Origin of the sequence: Sulfitobacter sp. PS-8MA (assembly GCF_040933935.1) — a bacterium.
Taxonomy (GTDB): Bacteria; Pseudomonadota; Alphaproteobacteria; order Rhodobacterales; family Rhodobacteraceae; genus Sulfitobacter.
Genome location: NZ_JBFQYJ010000006.1, coordinates 1,697,529 through 1,709,791 on the forward strand (window position 1 = coordinate 1,697,529; position 12,263 = coordinate 1,709,791).

Consider the following 12,263-nt stretch of genomic DNA (forward strand, 5'->3'; position numbering starts at 1 on the left):
CGCTCAGCGCACCTTCAGCGTCGCCAGCCCCAGCAGGGCGAGGATCAGCGAGATGATCCAGAAACGGATCACGATCTGCGGCTCGGCCCAGCCCTTTTTCTCATAATGGTGGTGGATCGGCGCCATCAGAAAGACCCGCTTGCCGGTGCGTTTGAAGTAGATCACCTGCACGATGACCGAAAGCGCCTCGACCACGAAAAGCCCGCCGACGACCGCCAGCACCAGCTCGTGTTTCGTGGCCACCGCAATCGCGCCCAAGGCCCCGCCAAGCGCCAGCGAGCCGGTGTCGCCCATGAAGACAGCGGCGGGCGGCGCGTTGTACCACAAAAAGCCCAACCCCCCGCCGAAGAGCCCGGCGGTGAAGATCAGGATCTCCCCCGTCCCCGGCACGTAATGCACGTCGAGATATTCGGTAAAGTCGACCCGCCCCACCGCATAGGCAATGACGCCAAGCGCGCCTGCGGCAATCATCACCGGCATGATCGCCAGCCCGTCCAGCCCATCGGTGAGGTTCACCGCATTGGCCGCGCCCACGATCACGATCATCGCAAACGGCACGAACAGAACGCCGAGGTTGATCAACGTGTCCTTGAACACCGGCAGCGCCAGCTGGTTCTGCAAGCCTTCGGGATGGTATTGCGCGGCCCAGAAACCGGCGATGCCGGCAATCAGAAAGCCCAGCAAAAGCCGCACCTTGCCCGGCACGCCATCGGTGTTCTGCTTGCTCACCTTGGCGTGGTCATCGGCATAGCCGATGGCGGCAAAGCTCATGGTGACAAAAAGCACCAGCCAGACAAAGGGGTTATCCAGCCGCGCCCAGAGCAGGGTCGCGGTCAGCAAAGCGCCCACGATCAGCAGCCCGCCCATGGTCGGGGTGCCGGCCTTCATGAAATGCCCTTCCGGACCGTCATCACGGATCGGCTGGCCCTTGCCCTGCCGCTTGCGCAGCACATTGATCAGCGGCTTGCCAAAGAGAAACCCGAACAGCAACGCGGTAAAGAACGCCCCCCCGGCGCGGAAGGTGATGTAGCGAAACAGGTTAAAGAAATCGCCGCCGTCCGATAGCAGCGTCAACCAATAGAGCATGTTTCGCGTCCTTACTTCACTTCAACATTTTGGGATCATATGCCCGGCTGTCAGGCATTCGGCACCGGATGGCCCATTTTGCGGATGGCGTCAACGATTGTGCCGAGCTTCATCGACAGGGAGCCTTTGACCAGCACAACATCGCCGGGACCGAGGTCTTTGCGCAACGATTCAAGCAGCTCTTCGGCGCTCTCGACCCAGAGCCCGCGCTTCTGTGCGGGCAGCGCCTCATGGAGCGCGCGCATCAAGGGGCCAATGCAATGCACATGGTCAATCGCGGCCATCGCGTCGAGATCGGCCAAGCCGGCGTGCAGCGCCTTGGCCTCTGGCCCCAGTTCCTTCATATCACCCAGGATCGCCACGCGCCGCCCGGCACCCGAAGGTGCTTGCCCCACGGCGGCCCCCGCCAGCACTGCGAGCGAGGCGGCCACCGAGGTCGGGTTCGCGTTATAGCTGTCGTCGATCAGATGCAGCAGATGGTCGGTATCACCGGAATCGAGCAGGATCTGCTCGCGCACCCCGCGCCCGGCATAGGGCGACCAGCGGCCCAGCGATTGCACCGCCAGCGCCCGGTCGGCCCCAAGGGCATCGCTGATCGCCAGCGCGCCAAGCGCGTTCATCGCAAAATGCTGGCCCGGGGTGGCGATTTTATAGAGCAGCGGCGCGCCTGCGACATCGGCCTGGGCCACGGTGGTGTCGCCCTGTAGTTTCACATCCGTCAGCCTGTAGTGATGCCCCTTGCGCCCAAAAGTCGTCTCGCGCAGCCCGCGTTCCAGCGCCTTGTTCAGCACGATATCACTGTGGTCATGATCCGCGTTGATCACCGCCACGCCGCCTGCCTCCATCCCGTCAAAGATGCTGGCTTTTTCCACCGCAATGGCGGCGACATTCTCGAAGGCTTCGAGATGCACGGCGGCGACATTGGTCACCATCGCGGCGTGGGGCTGCGCCTGTTTCGCAAGTGGCGCGATTTCGCCGGGGTGGTTCATGCCGATCTCGATCACCGCGTAATCGGTGTCGCGCGGCATCCGCGCCAGTGTCAGCGGCACGCCCCAGTGGTTGTTATAGCTGTCGACGCTGGCATGGGCGCGGCCCTGATCGCTGAAAATCGCCAGCAGCATCTCCTTGGTCGAGGTCTTGCCGACGCTTCCCGTCACCGCCGCCACCCTGGCCTGCGGCCCCAGCCGCGCGCGCCCGGCCCGGCCAAGCGCTTCCAGCGCGCCCTGCACATCTTCGACGATCAACAGCGGCGCATCCTCGGCCACGCCCTCGGGCAGATGGGTCACCAGCGCCGCCGAAGCGCCCTTCTCCAACGCCTGGGCCACGAACTCATGCCCGTCGCGCGCCGCCTTGAGCGCCACGAAAAGATCGCCCGGTTGCAGCGTCCGCGTGTCGATCGAGACGCCATTGCAGACCCAATCGCCCTGCGCCCGCCCGCCCGTGGCCTCTGCCGCTTCTGTCGCTGTCCAAAGGCTCATGCCAGTCTCCCATCCAGTGCCGCCACCGCCACACTGGCCTGTTCCACATCATCAAAGGGCAGCACATCGTCGCCCACGGTCTGCCCGGTCTCATGGCCCTTGCCCGCGATCAGCAGGGCATCGCCCGGCTCAAGCGCATCAACCCCGCGCAGGATCGCTTCGGCCCGGTCGCCGACCTCTCTGGCCTCCGGCGCGCCTTCCAGCACGGCGGCGCGGATGGTAGCCGGATCTTCACTACGCGGGTTGTCGTCGGTCACGATCACCATATCGGCATGGTCCGCCGCCGCCTGCCCCATCAGGGGGCGTTTGGCGCGGTCCCGGTCGCCGCCCGCGCCGACGATGGCAACAAGCCGACCCATCACATGCGGGCGCATGGCGGCCAGCGCGGTGGCCACGGCATCGGGCGTATGGGCGTAATCGACAAAGACCGCCGCGCCATTGTCGCGGGTGGCGGCAAGCTGCATCCGGCCCCGCACGGTGGTCAGATGCGGCAGCGTGTCAAAGACCTCTTGCGGGTCCGCGCCGCAGGCGATGACCAGCCCTGCCGCGAGCAAGACGTTATCGGCCTGAAAGCCGCCGATGAGGTTGAGCCGCTTTTGATAGGTCTTGCCGCGCCATGCAAAGCGCAGGTCTTGGCCGGTGGCATCGAACCGCTGCCCTTGCAGGTGCAGATCGCCTCCGTCGCGGCCCAGGGTAATCACCTCGCAGCCCCGCGCCCGGGCGATGGCGGCCATGTCGACACCTTTGGCGTCGTCCACATTGATCACCGCGGTGCCGTCCTCGGGCAGGACACGGGCGAAAAGTGCGGCCTTGGCGTCGAAATAGGCTTCGAAGGTCTCGTGATAGTCCAGATGGTCCTGGGTGAAATTGGTGAATCCCGCCGCTTTCAGCGTCACCCCATCCAGCCGGCGCTGGTCGAGCCCATGGCTCGACGCTTCCATCGCCGCATGGGTGATGCCGTTTCGCGCGGCCTCGGCCAAAGTGCGGTGCAGGGTGATCGGCTCGGGCGTGGTATGGGCCAGCGGCGCGGTCCAGGCGCCCTCCACCCCGGTGGTGCCGAGGTTTACGGCAGGCAATCCCATCTCAACCCAAATCTGCCGCACGAAGGTCGAGACCGAAGTTTTGCCATTGGTGCCGGTGACCGCGATCATCGTCGCGGGCTGGCCACCGAACCACAGCGCCGCCGTGCGCGCCAGCGCCTCACGCGGGGAGTCGGAGATGATCAGGGCCGCATCCGAGCCGGCCAATTCCGCCGCCGCGATCTCGGCCCCGGCAGGGTCGGTCAGCACCGCCGCAGCGCCCATGCGCAGCGCGTATTGGATGAAGGTCCCGCCATGCAGCCGGCTGCCCGGCAGGGCGGCGAAAAGCGCGCCCTCGCGCACCTCGCGGCTGTCGACGGCGATGCCGGTAATCAAAGGGTTGGCCCCCGCCCGCGCGGTGAGCCCGAGGGAGGAAAGCGGTACGGCCCGGCTGGTCATAGTGATGTCTTTTCAGTTGCTGCTGGTCAGCGTTATCACAGCGTCGTTCACCGGTTCAACAGTCGGACGCAGCCCCAGAAGCGGCGCGATGCGGCGGACCATCTCGGCGGCCACGGGCACAGCGGTCCAGCCCGCCGTGCGGCGCGGTCTCGGGCCCGAGGTTTCGACCGGTTCGTCCAGCGTGACGATCAACACATATTTGGGATCATTGATCGGGAAGATACTGGCGAAAGTGTTGATCACCTTGTCATCGTAATAGCCGCCGGTGGGCTTGGGCTTATCCGCCGTGCCGGTCTTGCCCGCGATCTGATAGCCCGGCACTTCGGCAAAGCTCGCCGTGCCGTCCGTCACCACCTTGCGCAGCATCATGCGGGCCTGGGCGGCGGTTTCCTCGGACATGACGCGCGGGCCAAGCTGGGGTCTGGCCTGTTTCAGCAGGGTCGGTTTCACCACGCGCCCGCCATTGGCAATCGCGGCATAGCCCGCGGCGAGATGCATTGGCGTGCTCGACAAGCCGTGGCCATAGGAGATCGTCACGCTCGACAGATCGGTCCAGCGGCTTGGCAGAAGCGGCTTGCCGCCCGAGGCTTCGACGATCTCGAAAGGGGTCGGCTCAAAGAAACCGAGGCTCTTGAGGAACTCCTGCTGCCGCTCGACACCGATCTCAAGCGCCAGACGGCCGGTGCCGCGGTTCGAGGAATGGACGATGATGTCAGCGACACTCAGCTTGCCGTAGTTCTTGTTGCGGAACTCACCGATGCGAAAGCCGCCGACCTTCATCGGGCCAGAGGTGTCGATGATCGTGTCGGCGTTGAACAGACCCAACTCCACCGCCTGTGCTGCGGCGAAAATCTTGAAGGTTGAGCCCAGCTCATAGACCCCCTGCACGGCGCGGTTGAACAGCGGGCTGTCCGAGGCATCGCCTTCGGTCAGCGGGCGGGGGCGGTTGTTGGGGTCGAAGTCGGGCAGCGAGGCCACAGAGATCACTTCGCCGGTATGCACATCCATCAGAATGCTGGTGGCGCCTTTGGCGTTCATCAGCTTCATGCCGCCATAGAGCACCCGTTCGGCGGCGGCCTGCACAGTCAGATCAAGCGAGAGCTCAAGCGGTTTCGCGCCATTGGCCGGGTCGCGCAGATAGTCGTCGAAATATTTCTCGACCCCCGCCACACCGATAACCTCGGCAGCGTGAACGCCTTCCTTGCCAAAGCTCGCGCCGCCCAGAACATGCGCGGCAAGCGTGCCATTGGGATAGAGCCGCATGTCACGCGGCGCGAAAAGCAGGCCCGGATCGCCGATATCATGCACCGCCTGCATCTGCTCCGGGCTAATTTTCTTTTTCACCCAGAGAAACTTACGCTTGCCGGTGAAATCCTTGATCAGACGTTCTTCTTTCAGGTCCGGAAAGACTTTGACCAGCTTTTTCGCCGCCGCTTCGGGGTCGATCATATGGCGCGGTTGGGCATAGAGCGCATGGGTCTGGAAATTCGTCGCCAAGAGGCTGCCGTTGCGGTCGGTAATGTCGGCGCGGGAGGCGGAAATCACCGCGCCGGGGGCATAGCCGCGCGGCTCGGAGGGTTCGGACATCGCCAGATGTCCCATGCGCCCCCCGATCACGGTAAAGGCACAGAGGAAACAGACGCTCAGCACCAAGAGCCGCCCCTCGGCGCGCATCCGCGCCTTGTCGCGCATTTGCTCGTGACGGATGCGCTTGTTCTCGCGTTCGATCGCGTCGGGGTTCTCGCCCTTCTGGCGGGCGTCGAGGATACGGGCCAAGGGGCGCAGGGGCGTGCGGATCATTGCGCGGTCTCCTCGGCAACACCGTTCAGAGCATCGTAATTCATCGTCGAGACATCAACGGGCTCGGTGATCGGCAGCAGCGGCGCGGGCGGATAGGCCACTTGATCGACCTGCCCGAACTGGCCGGGATGCAGCGGCAGCAGACCCAGACGGTCAAAGTTCAGATTGGCCAGATCGCGCAGCCGGTCAGGACGGTTCTGAAACGCCCATTCCGCGCGCAACACGGCCAGACGCTCATGGGCATTGCGGATATTGGCATGCAGCTTGTCGGCATCGCTCAGCGCCTGCTGGGTGGCGTAGTTTTCGCGGTAGGCCCAGAACGCCAGCCCGACAACGGCAAGGGTGGTCAGGATATACATCACCGTGCGCATCTTCAGAGCCCCCTCACCATTGGCATGCCGATGGATTTCGCGTCAATCTCACCGCTCGGCGCATCGGTGCGCGTGGCGACCCGCAGCTTGGCCGACCGGCTGCGCGGGTTCTCTTCCAACTCCTGCGCATCCGGTCCGATGGCCTTGCGGGATTTCAGTGTAAACTGCGGCGGGGCCTGCTCCAGCGCAGGCGCAAAACGGTTGGCATTGCCCCCGGCCCCGGCGCGGGCGGTGAGGAAGCGCTTGACCATACGGTCCTCGACCGAGTGGAAGGTGACCACCGCGAGCTTGCCGCCCGGCTTCAACGCCCGCTCGGCGGCCATAAGCCCCTGAAAGAGCTCGCCATATTCATTGTTCACCGCGATCCGCAGCGCCTGAAAACTGCGCGTTGCGGGGTGGCTCTGGCCGGGTTTGGCGCGCGGCAGGCAGCCTTCGACCAGCTTGGCCAGTTCCAATGTGGTGGTGATCGGCGCCTCTTCGCGGGCGCGGACAATCGCCTTGGCGATCCGGCGCGAGGCGCGTTCTTCGCCATATTGAAAGAGGATATTGGCCAGCAACTCTTCCTCGGCCTCATTGACCAGATCCGCCGCCGAGGGGCCGTCCTGGCTCATCCGCATGTCGAGCGGGCCGTCCTTCATGAAGGAGAAGCCACGCTCGGCCTGATCCAACTGCATGGAGGAGACGCCGAGGTCCAGCACCACGCCGTCGAGGTCTTGCGCATAGTCATCCATGCGCGAGAAGACGCCCTGCTGCATGGTGATCCTGTCGCCGTAATCACCCGCCCATTCGGCGGCCATCTCAAAGGCCAGCGGATCACGGTCCACCGCGATGACGCGCTCGGCGCCGGCCTCCAAAAGCCCCCGGGTATAGCCGCCCGCGCCAAAGGTGCCATCGAGCCAGACACCCTCCACAGGTGCCACGGCGCTGAGAATAGGGCGCAACAGAACGGGGGTATGAGGGGCGGAAGGGTTAGAGGCAGCAACCATTCCGTCAGATCTCCTGATCACCGTCGAGGAAGGACAGCGGGTCGACATCGTCGGGCAGCTCCTGCTGCCATGCTTCTTCCTCGGTCTCGTAGGTTTCGGGCTTCCAGATCTGGAAAGTGTCACCGGCGGCGATAAAGAAGGCTTCGCCTTCAAGTTCGATCTTGTTGCGCAGCTTGGCAGGCAGCACCAACCGGCCGGTCTCATCTACCGTGGTCGGGAAAGACTGACCGTGGAACAGGCGCTGAAGCGCCTTGCGCTGCATCGAGCCGCGCGGCATGCGGTCGATCTTGGCGTCGACCTCCTCGATCGCTTCCATGGTGTAGCATTCAAGATAATTGCGGCGGTGGTCGCCATAGACGATGACCAGCTCAGGGTTGTCGCCGTTTTTCCAGTTCGGATCGCCAGCTTCCAACACACGCCGAAAAGAGGCTGGGATAGACACCCGCCCCTTCGTATCGACCTTGTGATGGCTCTCGCCTCTGAACCTGCGGCTCACTTGTTGTCCCTGCCTCTTGCGCCGTCGCGCTTAAACTCGTTTTTCGCCATGGGCTGGAAATGGAAACGGCGGGTTGATCTGCTGCCACTGATCAACCCGCCGCCCACGTCCCGCAGCTTGGCGGGGAAGTCCGACTGCGCGCGCCATCTGGGGGGATGTCTGCTCGCTCGCGCGCCGGATCTCTTTTTTCTGATGAAAGCGAGGTGCCTGTATGAACCTGCTAGGTTTTGATTTTTGTGGGGTCGTTTGCTGCCCCGTGTCCCGTTCTCATCCGATGCACAAGGGATGCCATGGGAATTGATGGGCGTCTACAATTTTTTTAACTTTCTGCGCAATATTTTGTTTTGCACAGGCTGTGGGAACAACATCTGGTATAACTTTTCCAGCAGAAAATGGCTCAATTAGCGAAATCCATGAGGCTGAACACCATATATTGGGCATCCGCTCGACGCAGCACAACGTCCCACGATTTCCCAGCATTTTTTGCACACATAGTTATCCACAGGCTGTGTTCGTTGCCTGTTCTTGAGCTTGGCGCCATGGCTTCGGAAACACCAGTGAATTCCCGCAGAAACCGAATCGATTTACCACTGATTTGCGCCCGAGTGGGGCGCATTCCCAGCCTGCCCATGATTTCCCACGGCATTTCCCATGACCGCCCATCGGCCCATGGTTTCCCACCGCCGCGCGGCCTGCGGGGCCGCTTTATCTTGTCCTCCCCCGCCGGGCGCGGCAAAAAGGCCCCCGCAACGATGGAGCCCAGAATGAACCAGGCCACGGCCCTTTTCGCCCATGCGCTGAACATGCTCTTGCTGGCCCCGGCCACCACGATCCGGGTGATCCTGCCCGCGGTGCTCTGGGTGCTGGGGGCGGCGGCTGTTGCAGGCGTGATGGCCGAAGACGCGCTGCACGCCATGCATGGGGCGATGAACGACAGCACACCGCCGCCCATGGATCAGCTTCTGGTGCTGCTGGCCTGCGGGATCGCCGGCATCCTGGGCTATGCGCTTATGGCCGTGCTCTGGCACCGCTATGTGCTGCTCGATCGGGACGCGCCCCATGCGGTGCTCCGCCCCGGCATGGCGATCTATTGGGGCTATATCTGGCGGGCCATCGTTCTGGGCTTTGCGCAGTTTCTGGCCGCCATTCCCATCGGGCTTGCGATGATGTTGGTCAGCGGCCTTACCGGCTCCAGCACGGCGGCCTTGATGCTCATCGGACTGGTCGCGGGGGTGGCCTTTCTCTGGGTGGCCCTGCGGCTCAGCCTTGTCCTGCCCGCCGCCGCCCTGGGACGCGTCATGCCGATCCGCGAAAGCTGGCAGGCCACGGCAGCGCTGGCGGGGCCACTGTGGGCGCTGGCGGTGCTGCTGGCGGTGGTGAACACCCTCCTCGGCGTGATCTCCGGCGTCTTGCTGCCCGATGACCCCGGCGTGCGCCTGCTGCTCGATTCAACCCTCTATATCATAGAGGGGCTGGTTTTCGTCTCGGTGCTGAGCACGCTCTACGGGCATCTGATCGAAGGGCGCGCGCTGAGCTAGCCCTGCGCCCCTTCGGTGCTAGGCCATGCCGCCGTCGATCAACCCCTGCGCAAGACGGGCATAGGCTTCGGCCATCGGCCCCTCGCCTGCCGCCACCGGCGTCCCGCTGTCCCCCGCCAGCCGCGTTTCCAGATCGATCGGCAGGCTGCCCAGAAGCGGCACGCCCATCTTCTCGGCCTCGGCCTTTACACCGCCATGGCCAAAGATCTCATGCTGCGAGCCGCAATCGGGGCAGACGAACATCGACATATTCTCGATCAACCCCAGCACCGGGGTCTTGAGCGTGGCGAACATGTCCAGCGCCTTGCGCGCGTCGATCAGCGCCACATCCTGCGGCGTGCTGACCACGATGGCGCCCGAGAGCTCCGATTTGGTGCAAAGCGTCAGCTGCACATCGCCTGTGCCGGGCGGCAGATCGACAAGCAGCACGTCCAGCTCGCCCCATTCCACCTGCCCCAGCATTTGCTGCAGGGCGCCCATCAGCATCGGCCCGCGCCAGACCACGGCCTTGCCCTCTTCCAGCATGAAACCGATGGACATCAGCGTGACCCCATGCGCCTGCAGAGGGATGATCGTCTTCCCGTCGGGGCTGGCGGGGCGTTTATTCACCCCCATCATGCGCGGCTGGCTGGGGCCATAGATATCGGCATCAAGCAGCCCCACCTTGCGGCCCGCTTTCGCCAACGCCACGGCAAGGTTCGAGCTGACGGTGGACTTGCCGACCCCGCCCTTGCCCGAGCCGATCGCCAGAATGCGTTTCACCCCGCTGGGCTTCATCGGCCCCTCCTGCGGCTTGGGGTGGCCGCCGACCTTGAGACTGGGCGCCTTGGCCGCCGGCCCATGCGCCGTCAGCGCGACCGAGACATCGCCCACCCCCGGCAATGCGCGCACGACCTGTTCGGCCGCGTCGCGCAGCGGCGCCATCTGGCGCGCCACATCGGCGTTGGGCGCCTCAATGACAAAGCGCACCCGATCCCCTTCCACCACCAGAGCCCGGACAAGATCATGCGCCAAGAGGCTTTTGCCATCGGGAAGGTTGACGCGCTCCAACGCGGCTTCGACTTGGGCTTTCGTCACGGACATGCGCAAATTCTCCTCTATTACGCCTCCTGAAATGGCAGGTTCTGCGCCAAGCGCAAGCCTCGGGGCGGATTTGCCCGCGCAGCAGGCGGGATGCCCAATCTTTACGCTAGGTTACCATGTTTTCGCTGCATAGCGGCATTGCAAAAAGGATCATTGTGCAATCGCAGCAATTAGCGCTAACTTACGGACATAGGCAGGGCCAAACGCCCCGCTGCCGGAACATCAGACCTATCCATCCTCCTCCCGGATATGTCTGCTGTCGGAAAGAGCAGATCAGCCCCTCCTCCTCCCGGGCCGGTCTGACCTTGAAGAGACCAGACGCGTCCATCCTCCTCCCGGATGTGTCTGTAATTGGCGGCGACATTTACCTCCTCCCAAATGTCGTCGCCGCTTTCTCCCTCCCCCTCCCGAAGAGACCCGATCCGCCACCGCCCCGCGCCTTTGCGACCGGGGTCGATCCGTTTTTTAACAAAGACTTATCGCCAATTTACACCCATGCGTTTTCTGCATAGCGGCCTTGCCTTTATGCCCATTGTGCAGATGCAGAAAGAGCGTAAATAGCGGGCAACGAGATGATCAACAGATGAAAAAAGAGGCGCCGAAATGGCATATATGAACACGACTTCCGCAAGCACTCCTTCCTTCTTCGCCCGTATCGGCGGCGCATTCGAAGGTCTGGCAACCCGCTACAAGCAGCACCGTCTGTACCGTGAAACTTTTGACGGTCTCAGCGCGTTGAGCAACCGCGAATTGGCCGATCTTGGCCTGTCGCGCTCCGAGCTGCGCCGTGTGGCTTGGGAATCCTCGCGCCGCTAAGGCCGAGCTAAGAGATCGGGCATCAGAACCCCTCCCTGTTCTGATGTCTGTGTCCGGGGTGCGCGTCACTTTCCTCCTCCCAGATGAGGCGGACCCCGAATGAGACCCGAAGCTGACCCTCCCTCGACGCTTCGGGCCGACATAGAAACGGCGGCACCTTCCTCCCAAGGTGTCGTCGTTTTTTGTTTTACCCCCTCTTTCTATGTGCGGCCCGGCCCGTTAGCGTGCCGCGACACAAAAGGGGCAAGATATGAGCGGATGGGTCTTTATCGCGGTGATCGCCGCCGCCGGGCTGCACGCGCTGTGGAACGCGCTGGTCAAGGGCGGCGCAGATAAGGCGCTCAACATGGGCGCTGTCGTGATCGGCCATCTGCCGCTGGCGCTGGTGGCGATCAGCATCTCCCCCCTGCCCACCTTCGAAAGCCTGCCCTATCTCTTTGCCGGTCTGGCTTTGCATTTCGGCTACCAGTGGTTCTTGCTGCGGGCCTATCAGCTGGGTGATCTGACCCAGGTTTACCCGATCGCCCGCGGCTCGGCCCCGCTGATGGTGGCGCTGTTTTCGGTGCTGGTGCTGGGCGTGCATCTTCAGGGGATGGAGCTTCTTGCCGTGGCGATCATCGGGGCGGGCATTATCAGCCTCGCGCTGGTGCGCCATGCAGATGGGCTGCGCAATGGCAATGCTGCTGTGTTGGCGCTGATCACCGGGCTTTTCATCGCCACATATTCGCTGGTCGATGGTCTTGGCGCGCGGCTGTCGGGCAATTCGCTTGGCTATTTCGGCTGGATCGCGGCGGGCAATGCGGTGATCATGGCGCTCTACCTTGGCTTTACCGCGCCACAGACCCTCCGCGCGGTGCCGCGCAAGGGCCTGCCGGTCTCGTTGATCGGCGGCAGCGCGTCCTTCGTGGCCTATGCTTTGGTCACCTGGGCCTTCACCCAGGCGCCCATCGCGCTGGTCACGGCGCTGCGCGAGACGAGCATCATCTTTGCCCTGCTGATCGGCGTGCTGTTTTTGAAAGAGCGGCTGAACCTGATCAAAGTCGTCTCGACGATGACCACCCTGCTCGGCGCGGTCCTTTTACGCTTCGCGCGGTCTTAGGGGGTCTTCCCCGCCGCATTGCTCCAGCCGAA

At 63.6% G+C, this 12,263-nt stretch carries 11 protein-coding genes; 3 read left to right on the forward strand and 8 right to left on the reverse strand.

Going from position 1 to position 12,263, the window contains the following annotated elements:
- Positions 1-3 precede the first annotated feature (3 nt).
- From mraY to mraZ, 7 genes are read right to left on the reverse strand one after another with little or no spacing between them, the layout of a single operon-like run.
- Positions 4-1,086 (reverse strand): phospho-N-acetylmuramoyl-pentapeptide-transferase, encoded by a 1,083-nt coding sequence (mraY, locus tag AB4M76_RS12405; protein WP_368442185.1) that lies wholly within the window; start codon positions 1,084-1,086, stop codon positions 4-6.
- A 50-nt stretch (positions 1,087-1,136) separates the two neighbouring features.
- Positions 1,137-2,564: a UDP-N-acetylmuramoyl-tripeptide--D-alanyl-D-alanine ligase gene (gene murF, locus AB4M76_RS12410; RefSeq protein WP_368442186.1), complete on the reverse strand. Its 1,428-nt coding sequence runs from the start codon at positions 2,562-2,564 to the stop codon at positions 1,137-1,139.
- Positions 2,561-4,042, reverse strand: coding sequence for a UDP-N-acetylmuramoyl-L-alanyl-D-glutamate--2,6-diaminopimelate ligase (locus tag AB4M76_RS12415; RefSeq protein WP_368442187.1), 1,482 nt, complete (start codon positions 4,040-4,042; stop codon positions 2,561-2,563). Before AB4M76_RS12415 ends, murF begins: the two co-directional genes overlap by 4 nt.
- Positions 4,043-4,054: 12 nt before the next feature.
- Positions 4,055-5,842 carry a peptidoglycan D,D-transpeptidase FtsI family protein gene (locus AB4M76_RS12420; protein ID WP_368442188.1) on the reverse strand — a complete coding sequence of 596 codons (1,788 nt, stop codon included), beginning with the start codon at positions 5,840-5,842 and terminating at the stop codon, positions 4,055-4,057.
- Positions 5,839-6,213, reverse strand: coding sequence for a cell division protein FtsL (locus AB4M76_RS12425; protein ID WP_368442189.1), 375 nt, complete (start codon positions 6,211-6,213; stop codon positions 5,839-5,841). Before AB4M76_RS12425 ends, AB4M76_RS12420 begins: the two co-directional genes overlap by 4 nt.
- A gap of 2 nt (positions 6,214-6,215) precedes the next feature.
- Positions 6,216-7,199: a 16S rRNA (cytosine(1402)-N(4))-methyltransferase RsmH gene (rsmH, locus tag AB4M76_RS12430; protein ID WP_368442190.1), complete on the reverse strand. Its 984-nt coding sequence runs from the start codon at positions 7,197-7,199 to the stop codon at positions 6,216-6,218.
- 4 nt (positions 7,200-7,203) lie between these two features.
- Positions 7,204-7,695: a division/cell wall cluster transcriptional repressor MraZ gene (gene mraZ / locus AB4M76_RS12435; RefSeq protein WP_368442191.1), complete on the reverse strand. Its 492-nt coding sequence runs from the start codon at positions 7,693-7,695 to the stop codon at positions 7,204-7,206.
- Positions 7,696-8,459: 764 nt separating this feature from the next.
- Here mraZ and AB4M76_RS12440 point away from each other — a divergent pair.
- Complete coding sequence (locus AB4M76_RS12440; RefSeq protein WP_368442192.1) at positions 8,460-9,233, forward strand: hypothetical protein; 774 nt, start codon at positions 8,460-8,462, stop codon at positions 9,231-9,233.
- A gap of 18 nt (positions 9,234-9,251) precedes the next feature.
- Here the strand turns inward: AB4M76_RS12440 and AB4M76_RS12445 are convergent, their stop codons facing one another.
- Positions 9,252-10,316, reverse strand: a complete 1,065-nt coding sequence (locus tag AB4M76_RS12445) for an Mrp/NBP35 family ATP-binding protein (RefSeq protein ID WP_368442193.1) — start codon at positions 10,314-10,316, stop codon at positions 9,252-9,254.
- Between the two features lie 603 nt (positions 10,317-10,919).
- On the opposite strand from AB4M76_RS12445, the gene AB4M76_RS12450 reads away from it, so the two are divergent.
- Both AB4M76_RS12450 and AB4M76_RS12455 read left to right on the forward strand, forming a co-directional pair.
- Positions 10,920-11,132 (forward strand): DUF1127 domain-containing protein, encoded by a 213-nt coding sequence (locus tag AB4M76_RS12450; protein WP_368442194.1) that lies wholly within the window; start codon positions 10,920-10,922, stop codon positions 11,130-11,132.
- A gap of 250 nt (positions 11,133-11,382) precedes the next feature.
- Positions 11,383-12,231 (forward strand): EamA family transporter, encoded by an 849-nt coding sequence (locus AB4M76_RS12455; protein WP_368442195.1) that lies wholly within the window; start codon positions 11,383-11,385, stop codon positions 12,229-12,231.
- Positions 12,232-12,263: the final 32 nt, after the last annotated feature.

What these genes read in the sequence shown, in the direction of transcription:
- AB4M76_RS12425 (WP_368442189.1), bottom strand. Translation starts at nt 6,213, where the DNA reads ATGCGCACGGTGATGTATATCCTGACCACCCTTGCCGTTGTCGGGCTG.
- murF (WP_368442186.1), bottom strand. Translation starts at nt 2,564, where the DNA reads ATGAGCCTTTGGACAGCGACAGAAGCGGCAGAGGCCACGGGCGGGCGG.
- AB4M76_RS12415 (WP_368442187.1), bottom strand. Translation starts at nt 4,042, where the DNA reads ATGACCAGCCGGGCCGTACCGCTTTCCTCCCTCGGGCTCACCGCGCGG.
- AB4M76_RS12445 (WP_368442193.1), bottom strand. Translation starts at nt 10,316, where the DNA reads ATGTCCGTGACGAAAGCCCAAGTCGAAGCCGCGTTGGAGCGCGTCAAC.
- AB4M76_RS12440 (WP_368442192.1), top strand. Translation starts at nt 8,460, where the DNA reads ATGAACCAGGCCACGGCCCTTTTCGCCCATGCGCTGAACATGCTCTTG.
- AB4M76_RS12455 (WP_368442195.1), top strand. Translation starts at nt 11,383, where the DNA reads ATGAGCGGATGGGTCTTTATCGCGGTGATCGCCGCCGCCGGGCTGCAC.
- rsmH (WP_368442190.1), bottom strand. Translation starts at nt 7,199, where the DNA reads ATGGTTGCTGCCTCTAACCCTTCCGCCCCTCATACCCCCGTTCTGTTG.
- AB4M76_RS12420 (WP_368442188.1), bottom strand. Translation starts at nt 5,842, where the DNA reads ATGATCCGCACGCCCCTGCGCCCCTTGGCCCGTATCCTCGACGCCCGC.
- mraY (WP_368442185.1), bottom strand. Translation starts at nt 1,086, where the DNA reads ATGCTCTATTGGTTGACGCTGCTATCGGACGGCGGCGATTTCTTTAAC.
- AB4M76_RS12450 (WP_368442194.1), top strand. Translation starts at nt 10,920, where the DNA reads ATGGCATATATGAACACGACTTCCGCAAGCACTCCTTCCTTCTTCGCC.